Here is a 25,691-nt window from a genome sequence, read left to right as displayed (position 1 = left end):
TCCTATTTGGTTCCGCGCCGCGGGGTGAGGGGTCATGGAGCGCACGGCTCCATGTAATCACTTGAATGAGTGGATCAGCTGGAGCGAGGTCACGGCCACGGCAAGGTTGACGCCGGTCTGCGCCTGGACGCTGAGCGGCTCCAGCATGAAGGCGCTGTCCAGGCCGCCAACCAGCAGATTGGCGCCGCCGCCGGTCACCACGCTCGCTTCGGCGTTGACACCGTAGTAGCTGCCGGCGAGATCGCCTCCGTCACGGTCCCGGGTCGCAGCCAGCACGGCCCAGACGAGCTGGCCCTGATGCGTCTGGCCGACATCGAGGCCGATCTTGGAGATGACGCCTGTGTAAATCTCGGACGGCCCGTGATGATGAGGCCGGAAGACACAGGACACGCCCTTGTTGGAAGCGACGATATAAGCGGTGCCGCCGTCGATGGTGCAATCGAGCGTGCCGAGTTGCAGCTTGCCGGCGCTGGCCGGAGCCACCGCGAACATCGTCGTGGCGAGGGCAGCGGCGCAGGCGAGTTTCTTGATCATGGGAGGGTCCTTTCGCAAAATACTTTCAACAACGGCTTGGGTGGGTAGACCGTTCCGCCGAAAACTTGGCGCGATCAAGGCAGGGGCCGAAAGCCTCCTGCCGGGGTTAATGCGCGGTTGCGAAGTGCGTCCTTTCGGACACGCAAAGAATCCCGCAGCACTTGGATGTCATGCGGATTTGTATGGGAAGCCGAACCGAGATCAGCTGACGCGGGCGAGGCCATCCTTGGCCGGCTGGTAGGTAGGGTCGAGGCGAACGGCTTCCTTATAGGATTTCGCGGCCTTCGCCTTGTCGCCGCGCCGCTCATAGATCAGCGCCTGGTTGGACCAGGCCTCGGCATTCCTGCCGTCGAGCTTGATCGCCATGTTGAAATCGGAGAAGGCATTGTCTTCGTCGTTGGTCGCCAGATAGGAGAGGCCGCGGCCATTGTAGGGTTCGGCGGCGTCCGGCGCCAGCGAGATGGCGGTCGAGAAGTCCTCGATGGCGAATTTGTGCTGGCCCTGGCTCTGATAGATCAGGCCTCGATTGTGGTAGGCGCGCGCGTCGGTCGTATCGAGCTGGATCGCCTTCTGAAAGTCGTTGAAGGCGTCCTGGGTGCGACCCGCCTTGCGGTAGAGATTGCCGCGGCCGATATAGGCGGCGTCATAGTTCGAGTTGATCTGGATCGAACGGTTGTAGTCCGCCAGCGCGGCTTCCTGGTTGCCGAGGAAGCGCTGGATGAGCGCGCGATTCGAATAGGCCTGGAAGAAATTCGGATTGAGCTGGATGGCTTGATTGAAATCCTTGAGCGCCGCCTGGTACTGACCGCCACGGCCATAGGCCGAGCCGCGCACATTGTAGCCTTCGGGATCCTGGGGATTGCGCTGGATGACCGCCGACAGCGAGGAAATGTTCTCGCTCGACCCTTGCGCCTTGTCGATGTTGTTGAATTCACCGGTCGGGCCCGCCGTTTGGCAGCCGGCAAGCGCCAGTCCGGAGAGCAGGGCTGCTGTCAGGGCGAAACCACGCAATGCGGTCCCGCGCTCCACGCTCGTTGCGTTCATGTCTGCCCTGTCCTCACTTCAAGCCGCGTCGTTCAGGTCCGGCTCCCCCTCCGGACCGGTCACATCAAAACAAAAAGGTGGCGGCGATTCCACATCGCGCCACCTCTGATATCCTTCGAAAAGGACGAAAAATTGGCGTTAGAACCGCGGCGGACGCGGAGCGCCACCTGCACCGCCGGCGGCGCCAGCAGCGACCGGGCGCGGCGTCATCGGCAGTAGGCCTTCGCGCTGGGCGCGCTTGCGGGCCAGCTTGCGGGCGCGGCGAACGGCTTCAGCCTTTTCGCGGGCGCGCTTCTCGGACGGCTTCTCGTAGTGACCGCGCATCTTCATTTCACGGAAAATGCCTTCGCGCTGCATCTTCTTCTTGAGAGCGCGAAGCGCCTGATCAACGTTATTGTCGCGGACGAGTACCTGCACGGGCAATCCTGTCTTTCGGGTTTGATATCAACAGGCAAGCGGCCATAGCCACTAGCCTCCGCGGCGGTTTACACCACGAATTGTGGCGGCTGATAGCAGAATCATGCCGCGCTGTCCACAGCGGAAATGAATTTGCGGGGCCAGCCGCCGTCTGTTTGCCTTGATATAAGGAGCCGACTAGGCCGTCGCGAGGTGCAGCAACTCGAAATTTTCGAAGAACTCGCCGTAGTCGCAGGTGATCTCCTCGCCCACGCCGATGTCGCGGGTCGCGGTGGCCCCGCCATATTGCGAAAAATCCGTATTCGGATTGCTGGAATGGTTCATGAAGCGGCCATTGTCGACTTCATAGACCAGGAAACCTGGCCGGTCCGGGCTCGGATAGGCATAGCGGTCGAGCAGCTCCCTGAGATGCGGGGGTGCCGTCTCGTATTTGTCCATGGGGATCAGCCGGTCGAAATCCGGATCGAGCCGCCAGATCGAAGCGCCTTTCCTGATCGGCTCCGCGGCGAACACGCCGACACCTTCGATCGCACTCGCAGTCACATAGGTTCTGATCAGCATCATGGTTCCAGACCCGCTTTTGGACATAAACGGAATCGCCAAATCGCGGCGAAAAATCAAGAGCGGCCGTTTGCCTGGCGGTTATGAGCATGCATCCCGCCGCTGGAATCTTCACGTCCGGTTGATCGACACGCCGCCATCGGCAAACAGAGCCGCTCCGGTGGTGAAGCTCGAGGCGTCGGAGGCGAGATAGAGTGCCGAGCGGGCGATCTCCTCCGGCATCGCGATACGCTTCAAAGCATGCAGGCCTTCGACGAAAACCCGTGATTCCGGGGTCTTGAAGGTTGCCGCCGGTGTGTCGGTGCCGCCGGGCAGCAGCGCGTTGACCCGCACGCCTTTCGGGCCGTATTCGGCGGCCAGCACCTGTGTCAGTCCGATCAGGCCGGCCTTGCTCGCGGCATAACTAGTCATGCCGGGCATGCCGACTGTGTGACCAACGAAGGTGGAGGTGAAGATCAGCGAACCGCCGCCGCGCTCGATCATTGCCGGCACCTGGTATTTGGCGCCGAGAAACGCGCTGGTGAGGTTGGTGTCGAGCGTCTTGCGCCATCCCTCCAGCGGCAGGTCCGAAATCGGCCCCATCCGGCCAACGGCGCCGGCATTGTTGAAGGCGATGTCGAGCCCGCCGAACTTTTCGACCGCCAGATCGACAAGGGCCTTTGCATAGGCTTCGTCCCTGACATCGCCGGCAAGCGCGATGGCCGCGCCATCATTGTCTTCTATCTCGGCGACGAGCGTATCGAGCTCGGCCTGACGGCGGGCGGCGACGATGACCTTGGCGCCTTCCTCGGCAAAGAGTTTTGCCGAGGCCCGGCCGATGCCGGAACTGGCGCCGGTGACGATGGCGATCTTGTTTGCGAGTGCGAACATTTTTGCATCCTTTTCTTCGCGCCGGCCTGACCGGCAGTTGGGGTGCTTGGTCGCAGATCGAGGCAAGGCGAGCCACCCGATACGTGCCAAGATGCTGGAAAGCGCCGACGCACCAGATGCGTCTTTTTCACCACGGCGCAAAACGGCAAGCGCCGTCGCAAACAGCGCAAGGGTGGAAGTGCTGTTTCGCTAGTGATACACCTCGCGCGCCGGGACCGAACGAACGCCGGCCGCCATTCGCGAAGCCTTTTTGGGGCGAGGTTGGGACGTTGAAGAAATATTCGGTATTCGCCATCGCCCGGGAAGCCATGCGCGGCCACAAGGGCTGGGAGGAACAGTGGTCCTCGCCTGAGCCCAGGAAAGAATACGACGTCATCATCGTCGGCGCCGGCGGCCATGGCCTGGCCACCGCCTATTACCTCGCCACGGTGCACGGCATCACCAATGTCGCGGTGCTGGAAAAGGGCTGGCTCGGCGGCGGCAACACCGGCCGCAACACCACCATCATCCGCTCCAACTATCTCTATGACGAGAGCGCCGGCATCTACGACCACGCGCTGAAGCTGTGGGACGGGCTCAGCCAGGAGCTCAATTACAACGTCATGTATTCGGCGCGGGGCGTCATGATGCTCGCGCACAATGTGCACGACGTGCAGGTGCTGAAGCGTCACGTTCACGCCAACCGGCTGAACGGCATCGACAATGAGTGGCTGACGCCGGAGCAGGCGAAGGAATTCTGCCCACCGCTCAACACCTCCAAGGAGGCGCGCTATCCGGTGGTCGGTGCGTCGCTGCAGCGGCGCGGCGGCACGGCCCGTCATGACGCCGTTGCCTGGGGCTATGCGCGCGGCGCCTCGGCGCGCGGCGTCCACATTATCCAGAATTGCGAGGTTACCGGGGTCAAGCGGGCGGCCAATGGCGCGGTGATGGGCGTCGACACGACGCGCGGCTTCATCGGCGCCAAGAAGGTGGGCGTCGTTGCCGCCGGCCATTCCTCCGTCATCATGAACATGGCCGGCGTGCGCATGCCGCTGGAAAGCTATCCGCTGCAAGCGCTGGTGTCGGAACCGGTCAAGCCGGTGGTTCCCTGCGTGGTGATGTCGAACACGGTGCACGCCTATATCTCGCAGTCCGACAAGGGCGAGCTGGTGATCGGCGCCGGCACCGACCAGTATGTCTCCTACTCGCAGACCGGCGGCTTGCACATATTGCAGCATACGCTCGACGCCATCTGCGAGATGTTCCCGATCTTCACGCGCATGAAGATGCTGCGCTCGTGGGGCGGCATCGTCGACGTCACGCCCGACCGCTCGCCGATCCTGGCCAAGACGCCGGTGCCCGGCCTCTATGTCAATTGCGGCTGGGGCACGGGCGGCTTCAAGGCGACGCCGGGATCGGGCCATGTCTTTGCCCATACGATCGCCAGGGACGATCCGCATCCGATCAACGCGCCCTTCACCATCGAGCGCTTCCGCACCGGACGGCTCATCGACGAGGCGGCGGCGGCGGCGGTGGCGCACTGATGATGGCGCAGATGGCTGTCGCGATGCCGCTGATGCTGGCGGGGGAACAAGTGCTGGCGGGGGAACGGGGCATGTTCCATTTTCCCTCGCCGGACGAAGTGCGCACGCAGCCGATCAGCCGCACCGGCAACGAAACCGTCTGGCCGTTTTCGGTCGATGACGGCACGCTGGCCTGCGTCTGGAGTGGCGGCCAGAGAGTGGTGATGTTCTTCGAGGGACGACCCGAAGGACTCGACGAGGCCGAGACATTCCAGCCGCGTCAAGTCATCGTCACCACCGATCCGATGCAGCTCACCCTCGGCAACATGGCGTCCCGCGATCTGTTTCGTCCCGCTGCAAGCGTGGAAGAGCGCATCCGGCTCGTCGCACCGTTCGCGACCTTGGGACAGAAGCTTTGCGATCAACCGGCGGGCGCCCACGTCGGCCACGGCGAATTGTAGGAACCAGGACAATGCTTCTCATCCGCTGCCCCTATTGCGAGGAAGAGCGTCCGGAACTCGAGTTCCGCAACGCTGGCGAGGCGCACATCGCGCGCTCGGCCAATATGGCCGGCGAGAGCGACGACGATTTTGAAAAGTTCTTCTTCATCCGCTCCAACCCCAAGGGCATCATTTATGAGCGCTGGCGGCACATGCATGGCTGTGCGCGCTTCTTCAATGCCGTACGCGACACCGTCACCGACAAATTCGTCATGACCTACAAGGCCGGCGAGCCCAAACCCACCAAGCTGCCGAAAAACTCCAACGAAGTGGTTGCCAAATGAGCGGCGCGTTCCGCATTCCCGGCGCTGGCCGCTTCAGCCAAGCCAAGACCGCGCGGTTCAGCTTCGATGGCCAGTCCTATGCCGGCATCGAGGGCGACACGCTGGCCTCGGCGCTGCTCGCCAATGGCGTCCATCTCGTCGGCCGTTCGTTCAAGTACCACCGTCCGCGCGGCATCCTGTCGGCGGGCGCCGAGGAGCCGAACGCCCTGGTCGAAATCAGGCGCGACGCGGCACGCAAGACGCCGAACGTGCGGGCGACCGTGCAGGAGCTCTATGATGGGCTTGATGCGCAGTCGCAGAACCGCTGGCCGTCACTGTCCTTCGACCTCGGTGCGGTCAGCGATATCGCCTCGCCGCTGCTTTCGGCCGGCTTCTACTACAAGACCTTCATGTGGCCGAAAGCGGCGTGGAAGACGCTCTATGAGCCAAAGATCCGCGCCGCGGCCGGTCTTGGCGTTTCCCCGGACCAGCCGGATCCCGACCATTATTCATCGCGCTATGCGCATTGCGACGTGCTGGTGCTGGGCGGCGGTGCGGCAGGCATCGCGGCAGCGCTTGCGGCGGCCGAGACCGGCGTGCGCGTCATCCTCGCCGACGAGCAGGCCGAGTTCGGCGGCAGCCTGCGTTTCGAGAGCGGCGCGAAGATCGACGGCCAGGACGGTTTTGCCTGGGCGCAAGCTGCCGTGGCGAAGCTCGCCGCGATGGACAATGTCCGCGTGCTGTCGCGCACGACGGCGTTCGGCTACTATGCGCAGAATTTTATCGGGCTGGTCGAGCGTGTCAGCGAACATCTGAGGACCCCCGGCCACGATCTGGCGCGCGAGCGGCTTTGGCAGGTCCGGGCCAAGCGCGTGGTGCTGGCCTCCGGTGCGATCGAGCGCCACATGGTGTTTGCCGACAATGACCGGCCCGGCATCATGCTGGCGGGTGCCGCGCGTACCTATCTCAACCACTATGGCGTCGCCGTCGGCAGGAATGTCGGCGTCTACACCGCCAATGATTCCGCCTATGCAGCGGCGATCGACCTGAAGAAAGCCGGCGTCAACGTGGCGGCGATCGTCGATCTGCGCGACAATCCGACCGGACCGGTGATCGATGAGGCGAGGGCGCTCGGCATCGAGATCAATTTCGGCCGCGCGGTGATCCGCGCCGGCGGTAAGCTCAGGGTGTCGTCGATGACCGTGCAGCCGAAGAATGGCGGCGGCGAACGCACCATCGCGGTCGATGCGATCCTGATGTCGGCCGGCTGGACGCCGTCGGTGCATCTGTTCTCGCAGTCGCGCGGAAAGGTCGCCTTCAACGACGAGACCAAGCGCTTCGTGCCGGGCACCTATGCGCAGGACTGCGTCTCGGTCGGCGCCTGCAACGGCACCGATGGGCTGTCGGCCACGGTGGACGAGGCCTATGCGGCGGGCGTCAGGGCGGCGAAAGATGCCGGCGCCAAGGCCGCCAAGAGCAGCAAGCCGAAGGTCGATGCGTCGGAGAGCTGGTCGCGCGGTATGTTGGGCGCGGCGCCCGGCGCCGGGCCGGACACGACGGTGAAGGCGTTTGTCGATTTCCAGAACGACGTCACCGCCAAGGATATCCGCCAGGCGGTGCACGAAGGCATGCGATCGATCGAGCACGTCAAGCGCTTCACCACCAACGGCATGGCGACCGACCAGGGCAAGACCTCCAACATGCACGGCCTGGCGATTGCCGCCGAGGTGCTGGGAAAGCCGATCCCGGAGGTCGGCCTGACCACGTTCCGCGCGCCCTATACGCCGGTCACCTTCGGCGCGATCGTCAGCCATGCGCGAGGTCCGCTGTTCGACCCGACACGCAGAACCGCGATCCATCCCTGGGCCGAGGCGCAAGGTGCCGTGTTCGAGGATGTCGGCCAGTGGAAGCGCGCCTGGTATTTCCCCAAGGCGGGCGAGGACATGCACGCGGCGGTCGACCGCGAATGCGTCGCCGTGCGCAAGACGGCTGGCCTGTTCGATGCCTCGACGCTGGGCAAGATCGAAGTGGTCGGGCCGGACGCGGCCAAATTCATGGAGCTGCTCTACACCAACCCATGGGAGAAGCTGGAGCCCGGCCGCTGCCGCTACGGCATCATGCTGCGCGAGGACGGGTTCATCTATGATGACGGCGTCGTCGGCAGGCTGGCCCCCGACCGTTTCCACGTGACGACGACGACCGGCGGCGCGCCGCGCGTCATGAACCACATGGAGGACTATCTCCAGACCGAGTTCCCGCATCTCAATGTCTGGCTGACCTCGATCACCGAGCAATGGGCTGTTATCGCGGTGCAGGGACCCAAGTCGCGCGACATCATCGCGCCGCTGCTCGAAGGCATCGACATGTCGGACGAGGCGCTGCCGCACATGTCGGTGCGCGAAGGCAAGATCTGCGGCGTGCCGACGCGGCTGTTCCGCATGTCGTTCACCGGCGAGCGCGGCTTCGAGGTGAACGTGCCGGCCGACTATGGCCAGGCGGTCTGGGAAGCGCTGTGGGCCGAAGGCCAGAAGCATGGTGCGGCTGCTTATGGCACCGAGGCGATGCACGTGCTGCGCGCCGAAAAGGGCTACATCATCGTCGGCCAGGACACCGACGGCACGGTAACGCCGAACGACGCCGGCCTCGATTGGGCGGTCGGCAAGAAGAAGCCGGACTTCGTCGGCATCCGCGGCCTGACGCGGCCAGATCTGGTCGCCAAGGGCCGCAAGCAATTGGTCGGCCTGAAGACCAGGGATCCCAAGGTGGTGCTGGAAGAGGGCGCGCAGATCGTCGAGGACCCGAAGCAGGCGATCCCGATGAAGATGATCGGCCATGTCACCTCGAGCTACTGGTCGGAAAATTGCGGCCGCTCGATCGCTCTGGCGCTGGTCGCCGGCGGCCGCGACCGGATGGGCGAGACCCTCTATGTGCCGATGCCGAACGGGGTGATCGAAGTGGAGGTTACCGGCATGGTGTTCTTCGACGAGACGGGAGGGCGCCTCAATGGCTAAGGCCGCTGCAAGAAAGACGGCTCCGGCTGCATCGCCTTCGGTCGAACGCCGTCCGGCGCTGGCTGGGCGCAGCACCACTGCCGCCAGCGTCAAGGTCGAGGTGCTGCCGCCGGCCGAGCGCGTTTCATTACGGGCGCCGGAGGCTTCGGTCGCAGCGCTTTCAAAGGCGCTCGGCGTGACCTTGCCGAACAAGCCGAAAACCGCTGCCGCGAACGGCGGGCGCACCGCTCTGTGGCTCGGCCCCGACGAATGGCTGGTCATCGATGAGGCCGACAACGATCCGCTCGCCGATTGCGCCAAAGTATCCGCGCTGCATTCGGCGGTCGGCGTCTCGCATCGCAACATCGCGATATCAGTGACGGGTGCCGGAGCGGCGGCGGCGATCAATGCGGGCTGCCCGCAGGACCTGTCGCTCGACGCCTTCCCGGTGGGAGCAGCGTCGCGCACCATCCTGGGCAAGACCGAGATCGTGCTGCTGCGCACGGGTAACGACGCCTTCCGGGTCGAATGCTGGCGTTCCTTCTCGGACTATGTCTTTACTTTGCTGTCCGAGGGATCGCGCGACGCGGCGGTCTGAACTCGGAACGTTTTGCAGGGCACGCTCGTTCTGCATCCGCACGCCGAGGGAGAATGCCGATGCCGTCGAATTCCGCGCCGAAGTCGCCGGTCATAAAGACATCGGCTGTCCGCTCGCTCGAACACGAGCGGCACGAAGCGCCGAGCGCCGAAGACGAACTCGAGGAAGGCCTCGAAGACACGTTCCCGGCCAGCGATCCGATATCCATCACTGGAACGGCCATTCCTGGAGCTCCGGCAAAACCAGGCAAGGCCAAGACCGTGCCCGGGCGCAAGAGGCGCAAGCCGTAGTTTCCATCGGGCAAGATCTCATCGGGCCTTCTCAATCCCCTTGGACATGCTATTTAAAGCGCTTTGGGAGATGAAAATGCCGACAAAAGCGATCGTATGGGGCGAGAACGTCCACGAGCAGACCAATGAAGCCGTGCGCGACCTCTATCCCTTGGGGATGCACGGCACCATTGCCGCCGCCCTCAACCAGGACAAGGGCATCGAGGCGACCACCGCCACCTTGCAGGAACCCGAACATGGCCTGAGCGAGAAGCGCCTGGCGGCCACCGACGTGCTTTTGTGGTGGGGCCACGCGGCGCATGGCGAGGTCAAGGACGATATCGTCGAGCGGGTGCAGAAGCGGGTCTGGGAAGGGATGGGCCTGATCGTGCTCCATTCCGGCCACTACTCGAAGATATTCAAGCGGCTGATGGGCACGCCCTGTTCGCTGAAATGGCGCGAGGCGGGCGAGCGCGAGCGCGTCTGGGCGATCAACCGCGGCCACCCGATCGCGCAAGGCATCGGCGAGTGCCTGGAGATCGGCGAGACGGAAATGTATGGCGAGCCGTTCGCCGTGCCGGAGCCGCTCGAGACGGTGTTCGTCTCCTGGTACGAGGGTGGTGAGGTGTTCCGATCCGGGCTGACCTACCAGCGCGGTGCAGGACGGATCTTCTACTTCTCGCCCGGCCACGAGACCTATCCGATCTATCACAATGAGGGCGTGCAGCAGGTGCTGCGCAACGCCGTCCATTGGGCGCACAACCCGGCGCCGGCCTGGTCCGGCATCACCAACGCGCCGAACGTGCCGACGGATGCGGCCAAGGAGAAGATCGTGCAGAAGGGGCTGCGCCTGCATGCCGACGGCGACAAGGGCCTGAGTTGATTCGGGCCTGAGCTGATCGGGGCCTGAATTGCTTAAGGCGTGAGTTGATTGGGGCTTGGGGCTAATGCACCGAATTCTTCTGCTCGGCACCGGCGGTATCGCCGGGCATCATGTCGAGGAGTTTGCCGAGATCCCGGGCTGCAGCATCGTCGCCTGTGTCGACCAGGTGCCCGGCCGCGCCGCAGCGTTTGCCGCCGTCAGCAAGATCGGCGAATCTTTCGAGAGCCTGGAGGCGGCGATCGCCTGGGGTCAGTTCGATGCCGCCATCAACGCGACGCCGGATGGTGCGCATATGGCGACGACGCTGGCGCTGCTTGCCCAGGGAAAGCATGTGTTTTGCGAAAAGCCGCTGGCGCCGAACCACGCCGACGCGCTTGATATGACCGAAGCGGCCGAGGCTGCAGGGGTGGTCAACATGGTCAACCTGACCTATCGCAACTCACCGGCGATTCATGAAGCGCGGCGCATGGTGCTGGCCGGCGAGATCGGCGAGCTGCGCCATGTCGAGGCGAGCTACCGGCAAAGCTGGCTGGTCAGCCAGTCATGGGGCGACTGGCGGGTCGAGGACAAATGGCTGTGGCGCTTGTCCAGCCGGCACGGTTCAACCGGCGTGCTGGGCGACGTCGGCATCCACATCCTGGACTTCGCCACCTATGGCGCCGATCAGGACATCGTCAGCCTCCACGCCGATCTGGTGACGTTTCCGAAGGCCGAGGGCGAGCGCATCGGCGACTATCTGCTGGATGCCAATGACAGCGTGGCGATGACGGCCCGGCTCAGTTCCGGCGCGCTCGCCACGATCGCGGCGAGCCGCTACATGACCGGCCACGCCAACGATTTGTCGCTGGCCCTGCACGGCACCAAGGGCGCCATCAGGGTCGAGACCGACGGCAAGGCATCTAACCTGTCGGCCTGTCTCGGCGGCGATGTCGATCTTCAGCAATGGCGAACGCTGGCGCTGCCCAGTGTCAAGCGCAATGCGCGACGCTTTGCCGATGCGCTGGATACAGGCCGGAATGGCGATCCGTCGTTCCGGCGTGCCGCCGACATGCAGAAGCTGATTGACGCGGCCTTCGAGAGTTCAGCGGCGAAGCTGCCGGTTTCGGTCAGCTGAAGTTTCCACCTGACCGGCTTGTGCCGGCCAGAAGTGATGTCCTGCAAATATCAGAACGAGCTCGGCACGATCCAAGGATTGATGTCGATGCCGAGGCGCGGACCTTTGCCTTCAGCGGTATTTTCCGTGGCGCCCTTCTTCTCGACCGAACCGGTCGAAGCGCAATCGAGCTTCACGTTGGTCTTGGTGTCAACGCAGGCCGCCACCGGCGCATGCTTGACGGGGTGGGTGGTGTTGGCGGCGAAGGCCGAGCCCGAAAGTGCCAGCACGGCGGCGAGGGTGAGGAGTATCTTTTTCATTGTCAGTCTCCGTTTTCGACGGGTGAATTTCTCTCGTACATGTACGATGCACTGTACATATACGCCCGTCGATCGCGAAGTTCAAGGAAAACCGTACGCGTACAATAAATTTTTTGTTAACCAAGAAACCCCCCAGGTCTGGAGGGGATACACAAACCAAAGGAAACGGCGTTCAGCAGTTGACCGGTGTCTCGGTCAGTGGCGGCACGTTTTGCGTGCTGAGCGTGGCAAGCGTGAAATCGCACATCCGCTTCACGAAGGCCTGCGGGTCGCCGAAGGGGTAGAACGGAAAGGTGATGAGCAGCGAGATCGTGCCGTGGCCGACCGCCCACAGCATGGTGGCGATGGCGCGCGGATCGCCCTGCAATTTGCCGGCGGCGACGCAGGCCTCGACCCTGCTGATCAGCACCTTCATAGCAGGGTTGCTCTCTTCCATTTCGTTGTAGCCTTCTGGCAGCTTGGTCTTTTCGGTCATGAACACGGTGCGGTATTCGTTGGGATTGCCGAGTCCGAAAGCGGCATATTCGGTCATCACCGCCTGCAAGGCCTCGATCGGATCGTCGGACGGATGCTCCTCGATGCGGCGGGCAAGCGTCTCGAATGCATCCTCGGCCAGAGCGAACAGGATGTCCTGCTTGTCGGCGAAGTAGGAATAGACCGACATCGGGGCGTAGCCGACCCGCTTGGCCAGCTTGCGGATGGTCAGGCCTTCATAGCCTTCCTCCTGGACGAGCTTGTGCGCGGCCTCGACCAGTTCGGAGCGCAGTTCGGCCTTTTGTTTCTCGCGGCGTGTCGGGACGCTCGGCGGCAAGATCTGGTGCCTTTGGTTGGTTGGTGTCTGGCTAAATTATATACGCTGTACGGAAACGGACAAGAGCGCGGGAGGTTCCCAAGCGGTATGCTTCGGATCGTGCCGACGCTTGTCGAAGTTGGCGGCACCCGTGATCAGCACCTTTGCTCCGTCAAAGCGGCCCATCACGCCTCCTTGTCGATCAGCTTCGCGGCAAGACGCGAAAGCAGCTTCACCGCCTCGCCATAGGTCCGGGCTTTTTCCGGATTGGAGGCGTTGCCGTCCAGCGCCCGCTTGTAGACGCCTTGGCAGATCGCGGCCAGCCGGAAGAAGGAAAAGGCCAGGAAGAACGTCCAGTTGCCGATACCGGTGAGCCCGCGCCGCCGGCAGTAGGCGGCGACGTAGTCCGTTTCGGAGGGCAGCCCGCGCGCCGCGCGGTTGATGCCGCCCAGGCCGCGAAAACCCGACGCGTGCGGCAGCCGCCATTGCATGCACTGATAGGCGATATCGGCGAAGGGGTAGCCTGATGTCGACAGTTCCCAGTCGAGCACCGCCAGAACTTTTGGCCGGTGGGGCGCGAAGATCAGATTGTCCAGCCGGTAATCGCCATGGACCAGGGAGACGCGGCCGTCATCCTCCGGTATGTGTGTCTCCAGCCAGGCAATCAACCGGTCCATATCGGCCACCGTGCCGGTCTCCGAGGCGCGGTACTGGCTGGTCCAGCGCGCCAGCTGGCGCTCGAAATAACTGCCCGGTCGGCCGAAATCGCCGAGCCCCACGGCCTCGACATCGACCTCGTGCAGCGCGGCAAGAGTGTCGTTCATGGCATCGTAGATGGCGGCGCGTTCATCGTTGTCGCGAGCCTCCGGCAGGGCCGGATCCCAGAAAATGCGGCCGTCCAGGAAATCCATCACGTAGAACATACGGCCGATGGGCGAGTCTTCCGCCGACAGATGCAGCATGGCAGGCACAGGCACGGCGGTGCCGGCAAGCGCGCTCATTACCCTGAATTCGCGATCGACCTGATGCGCCGATTTCAGCAATTGCCCCGGCGGCTTGGCGCGCAGCACATAACGGCCGCTTGCCGCCGTCAAAAGGTAGGTCGGGTTCGATTGGCCGGATTTGAACTTCTCAACTGCCTCAAGGCCGGAAAAGCCAGGTATGTTCGCCTCGAGGTAAGGCGCAAGCGCTGCCTGGTCGAGAACGGGATCACTCATGCCGTCTCGGGCTGGCGTTCGATCAAGGTCAGCGTCAACCAGCGCGCGGTCAGTGCCGGCTTCTTCGAACCCTCGATCTCGATCGTCACGTCATGCGCGGTCTGCACCCAGCCCGACGGCCTGACCTTGACGTCGGCCAGCACGAACCGCGTGCGGATGCGCGCGCCGGTCTTCACCGGCGCTAGGAAGCGCAGCGAATCGAAGCCGTGGTTGACGCCCATCTTGCCGTTTTCCAGCGGCGGCATGGTCTCGAAAGTCATCGCCGACAACAGCGACAGCGACAGGAAGCCGTGCGCGATGGTGCCGCCGAACGGCGTTTCGCGCATGGCCCGCTCCGGATCGCAGTGGATGAACTGGTGGTCGTCGGTGGCGTCGGCGAACTGATCGATCATGCGTTGCGTGACCGCCCGCCACGGCGACACGCCAACCTCCTTGCCGACACTGGCCAGAAGCACATCGAGACTGATCGGTTCCACGCTCATGTCCTCCAGTTCCCCCCGGCTTCTGTGGCCGGAAAATGTCATTCCTTGAACAAGGTCAGCCCATGCTGCACCGACTGTCCGCCGTCGATCGGCAGAATGGCGCCGGTGATGTAGCTGCCTGCACGGCTGCACAAATAGAGCGTTGCGCCGGCAATGTCATCCGGTGCGCCGATACGGCCGATCGGAACATGGCTGCCGACGTGCCTGGCCTGCTCATCCGTGCCCGTGGCGAATGCCGTCATCCGGCTCTGGAAGGGGCCGGGAGCGAAGGCATTGACGGTGATGCGGCGGCCGGCGAACTCGAGCGCAAGGGTGCGGGTCAGATGATGCACGGCTGCCTTGGACGCCGTGTAGGAATAGGCGTCGTCGGCCAGCGGCTGCGTGCCCATCACCGAACCGAGATTGATCACCCTGGCCGGATCGGCGTCGCTGGCGGCAGCGTCGAGCAGTGGCAGCAATTCGCGGGTCAGATGGAAGACCGCGGTGACATTGACGCCAAACACCTTGGCCCAAGCCGAATAGGGGAAGCTTTCCAGCGGCGCGCCCCAGGAGACGCCGGCATTGTTGACCAGAATATGCAGTTTCCCGGTCCGCGCCTTGACCGCGGCGACGAGTGCAGCGATGCCGGCTTCGCTAGAAACGTCCCCGGCGAAGCCCTCGGCCCGGCCCGGTGCACCAAGCTCGTTCAACTCTTCGGCGACCTGGATGCAATCCTCGCCCTTGCGCGACGCGATCATCACGCTGGCGCCGGCCCTGACCAGCCCGGTCGCCGCCATGCGGCCTATGCCGGTCGCGGCACCCGTCACCAGCGCGGTCTTGCCGGCCACCGAAAACAGCTCGTCCAGATAGCTCATCACAATCCTCCGCGCTCGGCATGCGGGCAAACAGTTCGCGTTGACAAGGCTATCCGAAGTACGGTCATCCTTGCCACTGACAAAATGCCTGGCATGCATGAAGGGTTAGCGACCGATGACGGAGATGAATCTCGGCATGACCGAGCGGCTGAAGCCGATCCACGCGCGCGTCGCGGCCATGGTTCGCGACGAGATCATGCCGCTCGACAGGGAATTCCTGAGCGAGGTGGGCAAGGCAGGCAACCGCTGGGTCTACAGTGCGCGCCAGAGCGAGATCCTCGAAGGGCTGAAGAAAACCGCAAGGGAGCGCGGCCTGTGGAATTTCTGGCTGACCGGCTCGGAACGCGGCTACGGCCTTTCCACCGTCGAATATGCCTATCTGGCCGAGGAGATGGGCAAGGCGCATCTTGGCGCCGAGACCTTCAACTGTTCGGCGCCCGACACCGGCAATATGGAGGTGCTGGAACGGTACGGCTCGGCCGACCACAAGAAAGAATGGCTGGAACCGCTGATCGAGGGCAAGATCCGCTCGGCCTATCTGATGACCGAGCCGGATGTCGCGTCGTCCGATGCCACCAACATTGCCATGCGCTGCGAACGCCAGGGCGACGACTACGTGCTCAACGGCGAGAAATGGTGGGCTTCGGGCGCCGGCGATCCGCGCTGCGCCATCTACATCGTCATGGTCAGGACCGGCGGCGATGACGAGCCGCAGCACCGCCGTCATTCGATGATCCTGGTGCCATCAGGCACAAGGGGTGTGACCAAGGTCCGGGCCATGCAGGTTTATGGCGATGACGACGCGCCGCACGGCCACATGCATCTTCGCTTCGACAATGTGCGGGTACCGACATCGAACCTGATCCTCGGCGAGGGCAGGGGGTTCGAGATCGCGCAAGGGCGGCTCGGTCCCGGCCGCATCCACCATTGCATGCGCGCCATCGGCCAGGCCGAGATGGCGCTCGAGATGCTGTGCCAGCGTTCCTTGCGCCGCGAGGCCTTCGGCCAGAAGCTGGCAAAGCTCGGCGCCAATTTCGACATCATCGCCGAATGCCGCATGGAGATCGAGATGGCCCGGCTGCTCTGCCTCAAGGCGGCGTGGATGATCGACCAGGGCGACGCCCGCGCCGCAGCCCCCTGGATCAGCCAGATCAAGGTGGTGGCACCCCGCGTCGCGCTCAAGGTCACCGACGAGGCGGTGCAGATGTTCGGCGCGCAAGGCATCAGCCAGGACACGCCGCTGGCGCGGTCGTGGACGCATCTGCGGACCTTGCGCCTTGCCGACGGGCCGGACGCCGTGCATCGCCGTCAGGTGGCGCGCACCGAGCTGAAGAAATACACGCAAGAAAAGGTCTGAGCGCCGGCATCGTCATCTGGCGATGCCGACAGTCCAAGCACGGAGTGTTCCAATGGCCGTCCCCTCCGAAATGAAGGCGCTGCTGCTGGTCGGCGACGGCTACACCAGGACGCCGAGCGGCAGTGTGCTGGAGGCGATGGAGCCGTATCTCGAGCCGGGCAACATCGCGGTGCCGACACCCGGACCGACGCAGGTGCTGATCAAGGTCAGCCTCGCCTCGATCAACCCCTCCGACATCGCCTTCGTCAAGGGCCAGTACGGCCAGCCGCGCGCCAAGGGACAGCCGGCCGGCTTCGAGGGCGTCGGCATCGTCGTCGCCAGCGGCGACGAGACCTATCCCCAAAGCCTGATCGGCAAGCGCGTCGCCTTTGCCACCGGCGTCACCAACTGGGGCTCGTGGGCCGACTATGCCGTCGCTGAAGCTGCTGCATGCATTCCGCTGCTCGACACGGTCCGCGACGAGGATGGGGCGGCGATGATCGTCAACCCGCTCACCGCGCTCGCCATGTTCGACGTCGTCAAGGAGGAAGGCGAGAAGGCCTTCGTCATGACCGCCGGCGCCAGCCAGCTCTGCAAGCTGATCATTGGCCTGGCCAGCGGAGAGGGCTTCCGGCCGATCGTCACCGTGCGCCGCGACGACCAGATCGCGGCGCTGAAAGCGCTCGGCGCGGCGCACGTCCTCAACGAAAAGGCGCCGGATTTCAAGGCAGCGCTGCGCGAGGTGATGAAGGCCGAACAGCCGCGCATCTTCCTCGACGCGGTGACCGGGCCGCTGGCTTCCGCCATCTTCGACGTCATGCCGAAGCGTTCGCGCTGGATCATCTATGGGCGGCTCGATCCCGAACACACTGTTATCCGCGAGCCCGGCCAACTGATCTTCCAGCACAAGCATATCGAAGGGTTTTGGCTGAGCGAGTGGATGCGCCAGTTCCGCGATCGCCGCGGCCCGGCGATCCTGGAAGCGCAGAAGCGTTTTTCCGATGGGCGCTGGTCGACCGACGTGACGGCGGTGGTGCCGCTTGCCGAGGCGATGGCGCGGGTGCCAGCGGAACTGGCCAAGCCGAACGGCAAGGTGTTCATCCGGCCTTAGGCCAATTCGAAAGATTCGAGCAGCTTGGACGGGAGGGGCCTCGGAGGGCTTTGCGGGCAGAGATTGCCGGTTATCCGCCGACGCGGGACCGTCAGGCCGATATCCTGGTCCATCAAGCCCCCTATGCCACGCCGCTGCGTCCGTGATATGCCGCCGCCATCGAATGCCGGGACAGGCTGGACTGAGCCTGTTCCGGGATTGTGTGGGGTGCCTTGATGACGATTTCCAAGCCGGTTTTCGACCGTTTGGGGTTTGGCCTGTGGATCGGAGCGTTCCTGGTCGTTCTTGCCATGGTCCTGTGGTCGCCGTACACGCGGACGGTATGGAAGGCCTATATAGATGGCAGCGAGGCGCTTCTGGCCGGTCTGCCACTCTACGACACCCAATCCGAGATGGGGTATCTCTACGCGCCGGCCTTCGCCGCGCTCTACACTCCAATAGTCAAGCTCGGTCCGCATCTGGGCGGCGTGATGTGGCACTCCCTCGGGTTTGCGGTGCTGACCTATGCCGCGATGCGGCAGGTGCGCAAGCTCGGTGGTGACGAGTTGATGTGGCTGCTTTCTTTCGGCCTCTTCCTCGCTGTGCCGATGGCGCTCGGCGCGATCCGCAACGGCCAGGCGACGATCCTTTTGACCGGCGCTTGCTGGCTTCTCACATTGTCGGCGCTGGAAGGACGACGGGCGGAGACGTTCTTCTGGGCTTCGCTCGCCATCATCGCCAAGCCGACCGCGATCATAATGCTGTTGTTGGTAGGAGCCCTTCGGCTTCGGTTGATACCGGTGCTGGTGCTGGCGGTGCTGTTCGTGCTCGCACTGCCTTACGCTTTTGCTCCCGCCGGCTATCTCAACGATCAGTATCGTGTCTTCGCCCAGATGCTGACCTCCATGGCCGTCGAGAACACCAGCCATTTCGTGTCCACCGATTTCACGGCACCGTTCACCACGATAGGGCTGCCGATACCGGAATTCGGCGCAACGATCGTGCGCATGGTCATGGCCCTGCTTACGCTTTCAGCCGTCATCTGGTTCGACCGCAGGCTCGAACAGGGAAAGGCGGCGCTGGCGATCTTCCTGACGGCCACCTTCTACATGTGCGTCTTCAACCCGCGCGTCGAACCCAACACCTTTGCCATGATCGCGGTACCAGCCGGTCTTGCCATCGCCCTGTTGTGGCGCGAAGAACGGGGCGGCGTCCTCGCCTCGGTGCTGTCGATGACGCTGTTCGTGACCGGGCTGAGCGGCGTCGAGCGCCATGTGCACGATTTCCTCTTCCCCTGGTTCCGGCCGGTCGCCGTCACTTTCATCGCCGGTTCGCTGATCTGGTGGTTCTGGGCCAAGGCACGGGAAAAGGTGGTGAATGCGGGAGTCGCGAATGGCTGAGTTGCGACAGAGCCTCGATATCGTTGCGCCATTCTTCAACGAGGCGGCATCGGCATCGGCCTTCGCGCGCCTGCTAGGCGAGCTCGAAGCGGCCGTGGCACAGCGCTTCGGCATGACCGTGCACAAGATCCTGGTCGATGACGGCAGCGGTGACGATGGCGCTGGACGATTTTCGCAAGCGCTGACGGGATCGTGGGAGATCGTCCGCCTCAGCCGCAATTTCGGCAAGGAAGTCGCTGTACTCGCCGGCCTCGACCAGTCGCGCGGCGACATGGTGCTGATCATGGACGCCGACCTCCAGCATTCCCTGGACATCAGCCTGAAGCTGATCGCCGAGCTGGTGGACCATCCGGACATCGACGTCGTCTTTGCCCAGAACGACCGCCGCGAGGCGAGCTGGCGGCGCAGCCAGCTTGCACGGCTTTTCTACAGCCTGATCAACAGCAGCCAGCGTTTCGATATTCCCGAAAATGCCGGCGACTTTCGCGTCATGCGCGGCGCTGTCGCGCGCGCTCTGACCAGCCTGCGTGACAAGCGTCGCTTCAACAAGGGCCTGTTTGCCTGGGCCGGCTTTCGCCAGAAGGCGTTGCCCTATTCGCCGGAAGGCCGCGCCAGCGGCACATCGAAATGGAGCCGGCTCAACCTCATCGCCTTCTCGCTGGAGGGGTTCACCTCGTTCTCCGTCATTCCGCTACGCCTGATCAGTCTTAGCGGGCTGCTCGCGGCGATGGCCGGCGCGCTCTATGGCGCCAAGGTGTTCTTCGAGGTGATCTTCTACGGCATTGCCGTTCCGGGCTACCCCAGCCTGCTGGTTGCCGTCGTTCTGCTCGGCGGCCTCAACCTGACCCTGCTTGGCCTGATCGGCGAATATGTCTGGGTGACGCTCAGCGAGAGCAAGGATCGGCCGGTCTATCTCGTGCGCGATGTCGTGCGCAGCGAGGCCCCCGCCGACCGGCCGGAGCCGGGCACTTCGAACAGATGACGCGGCGCATTCGCCTGATCGCTGACGATTACGGCCTGGCGCCTGGCGTTTCCGCCGGGATTCTCGATCTTCTCGATCGGGGGCGCCTGACCGGCACCAGCTGCATGACCGGCTTTCCCGAGTGGGCAAAGGAGGCAGAGCGCATAAAACCGCTGTGCGGCCGGGCCGCGGTTGGGCTGCACCTCACCTTGACCGACCAGTTGGCCGCCACCGGCCGGTCGGCCTTGGCGCCGGAAGGCCGGCTGCCACCGCTCCGCGCACTGGCCTTGCCTGTTCTGCGCGGCCGCATCGGCGACCGCCATGTCCATGCCGAGCTTGACGCCCAGTACGGCCGCTTCGTCGAGGCGCTTGGCCGCCGCCCCGATTTCGTCGACGGGCACCAGCATGTGCATTTCCTTCCCGTTGTGCGCACATGGCTGCGCACACGGTTTCCAGAAGGCGCCGACAGGCCGGCCCTGCGCGGCGCCCCGGCGCTGGCCGCAGGGTCGAAAGTCGCCGCCATTGCCGCGCTGGCTGCCGGGTTCAACCGCTCGATGCAGCGCGCGGGCTTCATCGTTTTCCAGCCGCTCGCCGGCATCTATGACTGGCGACAGCCCGAAAAGTTCGCTGCGGTTCTGCAGGCGGCCGTCGAAGGGTTGCCGGAGCGAGGGCTGTTCATGTGCCATCCCGGCCATGTCGACGAGACGCTGCGCGCGCGCGACACCATGCAAGATGTGCGCGAGGTGGAATTCGCGGCCCTCGCATCGGACGAATTCGGCGCTGGTCTGGCCCGCGCCGGCGTCGAGATCTTGGACGGCAAGAGATGAGCGAAGCCGATCGGCCCCAGCGTTCGGCCGGCAGCAAGATCGTCCGCTTCGCCATTGTCGGACTGGCGAACACGGCCATCGACCTTGCCAGCTTCTTCCTGCTGCTCAAGCTCGGGGTTCCGCCGGTGCCGGCCAACATCGCTGCCTGGTTCGTCGCCGTCACCTTTTCCTTCGCGGCGAACGGCTTGTGGTCGTTCGAGCGCAATCGAGCCATCCGGCTGCATGATGCGTTCCTTCGTTTCGCCACGCTTGGAGCGCTGATTTCGCTCGGTGTCTCCAGCCTCTCGATCGCGCTATTCGCCGGCATAATCGGGGTGTGGCCGGCGAAAATCGGGGGCGTCGTGGTGGCGGCGGTGCTGAATTTCCTCGCCGCGCGCTGGTCGATCGAAGGTCGGTTGCTGAGATAGCCGGAATTATTTTTCTTACGAAATTCCGGACGAAAAACCGCTACACACTTTCCTGGAATTTCTATTCTGCCGGCTCCACATTGGTGTAGGCGGCTTCCTCCAACTCGCGCTTCAGCCGGGCTTCCTCGTGGGTCTTCGGCGTGACGAAGCGGCCAAGCAGGAGATAGGCGACCGGCGTCAGGAACAGCGTCGAGACGGTGGCCAGCCCCAGGCCGCCGACGATGACCCAGCCGAGCGCGACGCGCGCCTCGGCACCGGCGCCGCTCGCCAGCACCAGCGGCAGGCCGCCGAGCACGGTGCAGATCATCGTCATCATCACCGGCCGCACGCGGATGATCGAGGCCTGTTCGATCGCCTCGCGCACGCCAAGCCCGCGGTCGCGCAACTGGTTGGCGAATTCGACGATCAGGATGCCGTTCTTGGCCATGACGCCGACCAAAAGCACCAGGCCGATCTGGCTGTAGGCGTTGAGACTGGTGCCCGAGAGGAGAAGCGCGAAAATCGCACAGGCCAGCCCGAGCGGCACCGTCGCCATGATGATGACGGCGCTGACAAAACTTTCGAACTGGGCGGCCAGCACCAAAAGGATGATGACCAGCGCGAAGCCGAAAATGGTGACCATGGCGCTGTTGGTCTCGCCTAGCGTCGCCGCCTCGGCCAGGGGCAGGATGCGGCTGCCTGGCGGCAGCAGCGGTGTGGCGATTTGCTCGGCGCGGGTGAGCGCGTCGCCAAGCGCGAAGTCGCCGCTGAGGTTGGAGGTGATCGCCACAGAGGGCTGCTGCTGTTCGCGCGACAGCGACGGTGGCACGGCGCGTTCGGTCAGCGTGGCGATGGTCGACATCGGCACGAAACGTCCGTCGGCTGTTTTCAGGAAGATGTTTTCCAGATCCGTCGGATCGTTGATCGGATTGGTGGTCGAGACCAGCTTCACGCCGTAGCTGCGGTCGGCGATGTAGACGTCGACGACGTCGTTGCCGTCGAGCATGGCCTGCAAGGTGTTGGCCAGTCCTGATATGTCGATGCCGAGGTCGGAGGCGCGCTCGCGGTCGATGGCCACGGCTAGCTGCGGCTGCGTCGGGTCGATCGACAGGCGCGGTGTCTGGAAGCGCGGGTCCTTCTGCATCTCGGCGATGATCTTCACGGCGGCATCGCCGAGTGCCTTGCGGTCGTTGCCGACCAGCGCGAACTGCAGGCCGTTGCCGGCGCCACGGATACCGAGGCTGTTGGGCTGCACCGGGAAGATGCGCACGCTCGGCACCTGCCTGGTCAGCTGGCTGATCTCGGCCATGATCTCCTGCTGGCTGCGGCTGCGCTCGTTCCACGGCGCCAGCGTCATCACCATGAAGCCGGAGTTGTAGGAGCCGTTCTGGCCGGCATTTTCGAAAGTGCTGCGGATCTCGCCGGAATCGCGCATCGGCTGGATCAGTCTCTCGATCTTCTGCATCTGCTGCGTTGTGTAGTCGAGGCTGACGCCTTGCGGGGCGCTGATGCGCAGAAGCACGGCGGCGCGGTCCTCGGTCGGCGTCAGCTCCTGGCGGATGGTGCCGAACAGCGTGAAGGCGGTGCCGGCGAACAGCACCGCGACCAGAAGCACGATCCATGGCGCGTCGAGGCAGGCGTGCAGGCTGCGCTTGTAGGCCGTATTGAGCGCGCCGCCGATGCGGGCGCCGATGCCATGGCCACCTTCGTGGTGGAGCGATGCGCTGGTCAGCATGCGCGAGGCGAGCATTGGGCACAGCGTCAGCGCCACCACGCAGGACAAGAGCACCGACATGGCAAGCACGAAGCCGAATTCGCGGAACAAGCCGCCGGTCTGGCCGGGCAGGAACGAGATCGGCACGAAGACGGCGACCAGCGTCAAGGTGGTGGCGATGACGGCGAAGAACACCTCCTGCGCGCCGAGCACGGCGGCGGCGCGCGGCCCCATGCCTTCGTTGCGTCGTCGCACGATGTTTTCGAGCACGACGATGGCGTCGTCGACGACCAGACCGGTCGCCAGCACCAGCGCGAGCAGGGTCAGGATGTTGACCGAGAAGCCGGCCAGATAGATGGCGGCGATGGTGCCGATCATGGCGACCGGCATCGACAGGCCGGGGATCAGCGTCGCACGCCAGTCGAGGAGAAACATGTAGATGACGATCAGCACCATGGTGACGGACAGGCCGAGCGCGATCTCGACCTCGTGCACCGCCCCCTTGACGAAGACAGCGTCGTCGCTGGTGATCTTGATCGACATGCCCTCGGGCAGGTTTTCCTGCAGCTTGGCGACGGCGGCCTGGACGCCGGTCGAGATGTCCAGCGTGTTCGATTCCGCCTGGCGGATGATGCCGATGCCGATGCCGGTCTTGCCGTCCGAGCGCAACGTGGTCTGGCCGACGTCGGGGCCGAGCGTGACGGTGGCGACATCGCGGATGCGCGTCGTGCCGCCGACAATTATGTTTTCGAACTCTTCAGGCGTGGTCACGTCGGCAGTCGTGCGGACGATCAGGTCCTGGTTGGTCGTGGTGATCGAACCGGCGGGGGAATCGAAGGCGACCGAGGCAAGGGCGGCCCTGAGGTCGGCGACCGTGAAGCCGAGGCTGGCCAGCTTGTTCTGGTCGACATCGATGCGGAAGATCTTGTCGCGGTCGCCATAGACCTGAACGTCGGCAACGCCGGGCACGGCGGCCAGCTCGTCCTCGATCTGGTCCTGGACCACCACGGTCATGTCCTGGATCGACATGTTGTCCGAGGTCACCGCCAGTCGCATCACCGCGTCGGAATTGGCGTCGGCCTTGACGATGCGCGGCGGATCGGCGGTGTCCGGCATCTGGTTGGCGACGCGGCCGACGGCATCACGCACGTCCGAGGCGGCGACATTCAGATCGACGCCATCGTTGAACTCGATGGTGACGCGGCTCGAGCCGAATGAGGAAGACGACGAGATCGACTTGACGCCGGAGACGCGGGCGACGGCGCCCTCGATGGTGTCGGTCAGTTCGCGATCGACGGTCTCGGCCGCCGCGCCCTCGAAGGTGGTGGAAACGGTGACCACCGCGCGATCGACGTCCGGCAGTTCGCGGATCTCGACGCCGTAGAAGGCGGCCAGGCCGGCGACCGCAATCAGTGTGTTCAGCACGAAGGCCATCACCGGCCTGCGGATGAACAGGGCGGTGAAGCCGGTCTCGCTGGCAGTGTTGGCGGGGCTGGTCATGTGCCTGCGGCGGCGTCCGCGGCGCGCTGCTCTTCGCCGGCGAGGCGGACCGCGCCGCCCTCGCTGACGCTCTGGGTGCCTTCTGTGACCACCATGTCGCCATTGTCGATCTCGGCGTCGATCAGCACGGTCTCGGTGTTGCGCTGTACGATGCGCACCGGGACCCGCCTGGCCTTGCCGTCCTCGATCTGCCAGACATAGGCGCCGTCCGCCCCCCACAGGATCGCCAGCGGGCTGACGGCCGGATAGGTTTGCCCCGGAAATTTCATGGTGATGCCGAACGACATGCCGGCGCGCAGTGAATCCGCCGGGTTGGCGATCTTGGCCTTGACCAGCAGGGTGCGGCTCTTTTCATCGATGTGGTTGTCAATGGCCGAAACGGTGCCGCTATAAGCATTGCTGGGATTGGCGATCGGCGTCGCCGTCAATTGTGCACCGATCTTGACGGCGGCAGCGAAGCGCTCGGGCACCAGGAAGTCGACCAGGATCGAGGACCGGTCGTCGAGCGTGGCGATGGCCGACTGGTTGGTGACATAATTGCCGGCCGAGATCGGCAGGATGCCGACGGTGCCGGCGATCGGCGCCAGAATCGACCGGCGCTGCAGTGCGAGTTCCGCATCCTGAAGCGCCAGCTTGGCGCCCGCCAGCACCACCTCGGCGTCAGCCACTGCGACTGGTGTCGCGGCATTGGAGGCACGAAGCGACCTGACACGGTCGAGTTTGGCCTGCGCATCCTGCAAGGCGAGCTTGGCGCGGTCCTGAGAGATCACTTCGGTCTCGGAATCCAGGGTGGCGAGAATCTGTCCCTTATCGACATGGCTGCCGGATTCGACCAGCAGTTCGGCGAGGCGGCCGGAGCTGTAGGGATTGACGGCCACCGAGGCGTTGGCACGGCCGGTGCCGATTGCCTGCAGGCGGTCGTTGATAACAGCCGAAGTGGCCGCAAGGGCGACCACGTTCACCCGCTGGTTGCCGCTATTGCGGCCGTTTGACTGCTTCGCGTTGGCGGCGCCGGTCTCAGCCGGGGGCGTTGCCGCGGAGGCCCAGTCGATGCCCCAGCGTGCCAGCACGTCCGGCGCGCCGGGATAAAAGCGCAGCCAGGCGGCTGCCGCCACCACCAGCACCACAAGTGCAAAAAGTATCTGTTTCCAGGCGGCCATCGGCACTCCGGTTGGTAAAACAATCCTTCCGTCTACCGGTTTCCCGAAATGAAGCAGACGCAGCGAGGCTATTGTAAGGCAAAGAAGCCGCCTCGATATCGCGTCTTTATGACAATTCTCCGGGGGCTGC

General features: G+C 64.3%; 26 protein-coding genes. 14 read left to right on the top strand and 12 right to left on the bottom strand.

The window, feature by feature from the left end; all coding sequences use genetic code 11:
* Positions 1-57: 57 nt before the first annotated feature.
* From X735_RS157195 to X735_RS157215, 5 genes are all read right to left on the bottom strand, one after another.
* Positions 58-534, bottom strand: coding sequence for a DUF992 domain-containing protein (locus X735_RS157195; RefSeq protein ID WP_023810131.1), 477 nt, complete (start codon positions 532-534; stop codon positions 58-60).
* Between the two features lie 201 nt (positions 535-735).
* Complete coding sequence (locus X735_RS157200) at positions 736-1,578, bottom strand: tetratricopeptide repeat protein (RefSeq protein ID WP_023810130.1); 843 nt, start codon at positions 1,576-1,578, stop codon at positions 736-738.
* Between the two features lie 138 nt (positions 1,579-1,716).
* Positions 1,717-1,995 (bottom strand): 30S ribosomal protein S21, encoded by a 279-nt coding sequence (gene rpsU, locus X735_RS157205; protein WP_023810129.1) that lies wholly within the window; start codon positions 1,993-1,995, stop codon positions 1,717-1,719.
* A gap of 177 nt (positions 1,996-2,172) precedes the next feature.
* Positions 2,173-2,559, bottom strand: coding sequence for an SET domain-containing protein-lysine N-methyltransferase (locus X735_RS157210; protein WP_023810128.1), 387 nt, complete (start codon positions 2,557-2,559; stop codon positions 2,173-2,175).
* 108 nt (positions 2,560-2,667) lie between these two features.
* The gene (locus X735_RS157215; RefSeq protein WP_023810127.1) at positions 2,668-3,426 is read right to left on the bottom strand and encodes an SDR family oxidoreductase; all 759 of its coding nucleotides are present in this window, start codon (positions 3,424-3,426) and stop codon (positions 2,668-2,670) included.
* Between the two features lie 269 nt (positions 3,427-3,695).
* Between X735_RS157215 and X735_RS157220 the strand changes: the two genes are divergently transcribed.
* From X735_RS157220 to X735_RS157255, 8 genes are all read left to right on the top strand, one after another.
* Positions 3,696-4,949: a sarcosine oxidase subunit beta gene (locus X735_RS157220; protein WP_023810126.1), complete on the top strand. Its 1,254-nt coding sequence runs from the start codon at positions 3,696-3,698 to the stop codon at positions 4,947-4,949.
* The gene (locus X735_RS157225) at positions 4,949-5,389 is read left to right on the top strand and encodes a hypothetical protein (RefSeq protein WP_023810125.1); all 441 of its coding nucleotides are present in this window, start codon (positions 4,949-4,951) and stop codon (positions 5,387-5,389) included. The genes X735_RS157220 and X735_RS157225 overlap by 1 nt, the downstream gene beginning before the upstream one ends.
* 11 nt (positions 5,390-5,400) lie before the next feature.
* A complete protein-coding gene (locus X735_RS157230) occupies positions 5,401-5,712 on the top strand; it encodes a sarcosine oxidase subunit delta (protein ID WP_023810124.1) in 312 nt (103 codons plus the stop codon).
* Positions 5,709-8,702, top strand: coding sequence for a sarcosine oxidase subunit alpha (locus X735_RS157235; protein ID WP_023810123.1), 2,994 nt, complete (start codon positions 5,709-5,711; stop codon positions 8,700-8,702). The genes X735_RS157230 and X735_RS157235 overlap by 4 nt, the downstream gene beginning before the upstream one ends.
* Entirely contained in the window at positions 8,695-9,279 is a 585-nt protein-coding gene (locus X735_RS157240; protein ID WP_023810122.1) for a sarcosine oxidase subunit gamma, read from the top strand. Before X735_RS157235 ends, X735_RS157240 begins: the two co-directional genes overlap by 8 nt.
* A gap of 59 nt (positions 9,280-9,338) precedes the next feature.
* Positions 9,339-9,569, top strand: coding sequence for a hypothetical protein (locus X735_RS157245; protein ID WP_023810121.1), 231 nt, complete (start codon positions 9,339-9,341; stop codon positions 9,567-9,569).
* Positions 9,570-9,645: 76 nt separating this feature from the next.
* On the top strand, positions 9,646-10,431 hold the full coding sequence (locus tag X735_RS157250) for a ThuA domain-containing protein (protein WP_023810120.1): 786 nt from the start codon (positions 9,646-9,648) through the stop codon (positions 10,429-10,431).
* A gap of 64 nt (positions 10,432-10,495) precedes the next feature.
* Entirely contained in the window at positions 10,496-11,545 is a 1,050-nt protein-coding gene (locus X735_RS157255) for a Gfo/Idh/MocA family oxidoreductase (RefSeq protein ID WP_023810119.1), read from the top strand.
* A 50-nt stretch (positions 11,546-11,595) separates the two neighbouring features.
* On the opposite strand, the gene X735_RS157260 is transcribed toward X735_RS157255, so the two are convergent.
* From X735_RS157260 to X735_RS157280, 5 genes are all read right to left on the bottom strand, one after another.
* Positions 11,596-11,844, bottom strand: coding sequence for a DUF680 domain-containing protein (locus X735_RS157260; protein WP_023810118.1), 249 nt, complete (start codon positions 11,842-11,844; stop codon positions 11,596-11,598).
* A 172-nt stretch (positions 11,845-12,016) separates the two neighbouring features.
* Positions 12,017-12,655: a TetR/AcrR family transcriptional regulator gene (locus X735_RS157265; protein WP_023810117.1), complete on the bottom strand. Its 639-nt coding sequence runs from the start codon at positions 12,653-12,655 to the stop codon at positions 12,017-12,019.
* Positions 12,656-12,819: 164 nt separating this feature from the next.
* Complete coding sequence (locus X735_RS157270; protein WP_023810116.1) at positions 12,820-13,851, bottom strand: phosphotransferase; 1,032 nt, start codon at positions 13,849-13,851, stop codon at positions 12,820-12,822.
* The gene (locus X735_RS157275; RefSeq protein ID WP_023810115.1) at positions 13,848-14,333 is read right to left on the bottom strand and encodes a MaoC family dehydratase; all 486 of its coding nucleotides are present in this window, start codon (positions 14,331-14,333) and stop codon (positions 13,848-13,850) included. Before X735_RS157275 ends, X735_RS157270 begins: the two co-directional genes overlap by 4 nt.
* Positions 14,334-14,371: 38 nt before the next feature.
* Entirely contained in the window at positions 14,372-15,187 is an 816-nt protein-coding gene (locus X735_RS157280) for an SDR family oxidoreductase (protein WP_023810114.1), read from the bottom strand.
* A 115-nt stretch (positions 15,188-15,302) separates the two neighbouring features.
* On the opposite strand from X735_RS157280, the gene X735_RS157285 reads away from it, so the two are divergent.
* The 6 genes from X735_RS157285 to X735_RS157310 all read left to right on the top strand — a co-directional run bounded on the left by X735_RS157285 (position 15,303) and on the right by X735_RS157310 (position 21,208).
* Complete coding sequence (locus X735_RS157285; protein WP_023810113.1) at positions 15,303-16,544, top strand: acyl-CoA dehydrogenase family protein; 1,242 nt, start codon at positions 15,303-15,305, stop codon at positions 16,542-16,544.
* A gap of 52 nt (positions 16,545-16,596) precedes the next feature.
* Complete coding sequence (locus X735_RS157290) at positions 16,597-17,634, top strand: zinc-binding dehydrogenase (protein WP_023810112.1); 1,038 nt, start codon at positions 16,597-16,599, stop codon at positions 17,632-17,634.
* A 215-nt stretch (positions 17,635-17,849) separates the two neighbouring features.
* Positions 17,850-19,013 (top strand): glycosyltransferase 87 family protein, encoded by a 1,164-nt coding sequence (locus X735_RS157295; RefSeq protein WP_023810111.1) that lies wholly within the window; start codon positions 17,850-17,852, stop codon positions 19,011-19,013.
* Positions 19,006-19,995, top strand: a complete 990-nt coding sequence (locus X735_RS157300) for a glycosyltransferase (RefSeq protein WP_023810110.1) — start codon at positions 19,006-19,008, stop codon at positions 19,993-19,995. Before X735_RS157295 ends, X735_RS157300 begins: the two co-directional genes overlap by 8 nt.
* On the top strand, positions 19,992-20,801 hold the full coding sequence (locus tag X735_RS157305; protein WP_023810109.1) for a ChbG/HpnK family deacetylase: 810 nt from the start codon (positions 19,992-19,994) through the stop codon (positions 20,799-20,801). Before X735_RS157300 ends, X735_RS157305 begins: the two co-directional genes overlap by 4 nt.
* Entirely contained in the window at positions 20,798-21,208 is a 411-nt protein-coding gene (locus X735_RS157310) for a GtrA family protein (RefSeq protein WP_023810108.1), read from the top strand. The genes X735_RS157305 and X735_RS157310 overlap by 4 nt, the downstream gene beginning before the upstream one ends.
* Before the next feature lie 61 nt (positions 21,209-21,269).
* Here the strand turns inward: X735_RS157310 and X735_RS157315 are convergent, their stop codons facing one another.
* Positions 21,270-24,401 carry an efflux RND transporter permease subunit gene (locus tag X735_RS157315; RefSeq protein WP_023810107.1) on the bottom strand — a complete coding sequence of 1,044 codons (3,132 nt, stop codon included), beginning with the start codon at positions 24,399-24,401 and terminating at the stop codon, positions 21,270-21,272.
* Positions 24,398-25,561, bottom strand: coding sequence for an efflux RND transporter periplasmic adaptor subunit (locus X735_RS157320; protein ID WP_023810106.1), 1,164 nt, complete (start codon positions 25,559-25,561; stop codon positions 24,398-24,400). The genes X735_RS157315 and X735_RS157320 overlap by 4 nt, the downstream gene beginning before the upstream one ends.
* Positions 25,562-25,691 lie beyond the last annotated feature (130 nt).

The sequence above is a fragment of the Mesorhizobium sp. L2C084A000 genome (assembly GCF_000502875.1).
In the GTDB taxonomy this organism is placed as follows: domain Bacteria; phylum Pseudomonadota; class Alphaproteobacteria; order Rhizobiales; family Rhizobiaceae; genus Mesorhizobium.
Note: the sequence above shows the minus strand (reverse complement) of the source record. Positions and strands in the feature narration are given on the sequence as shown.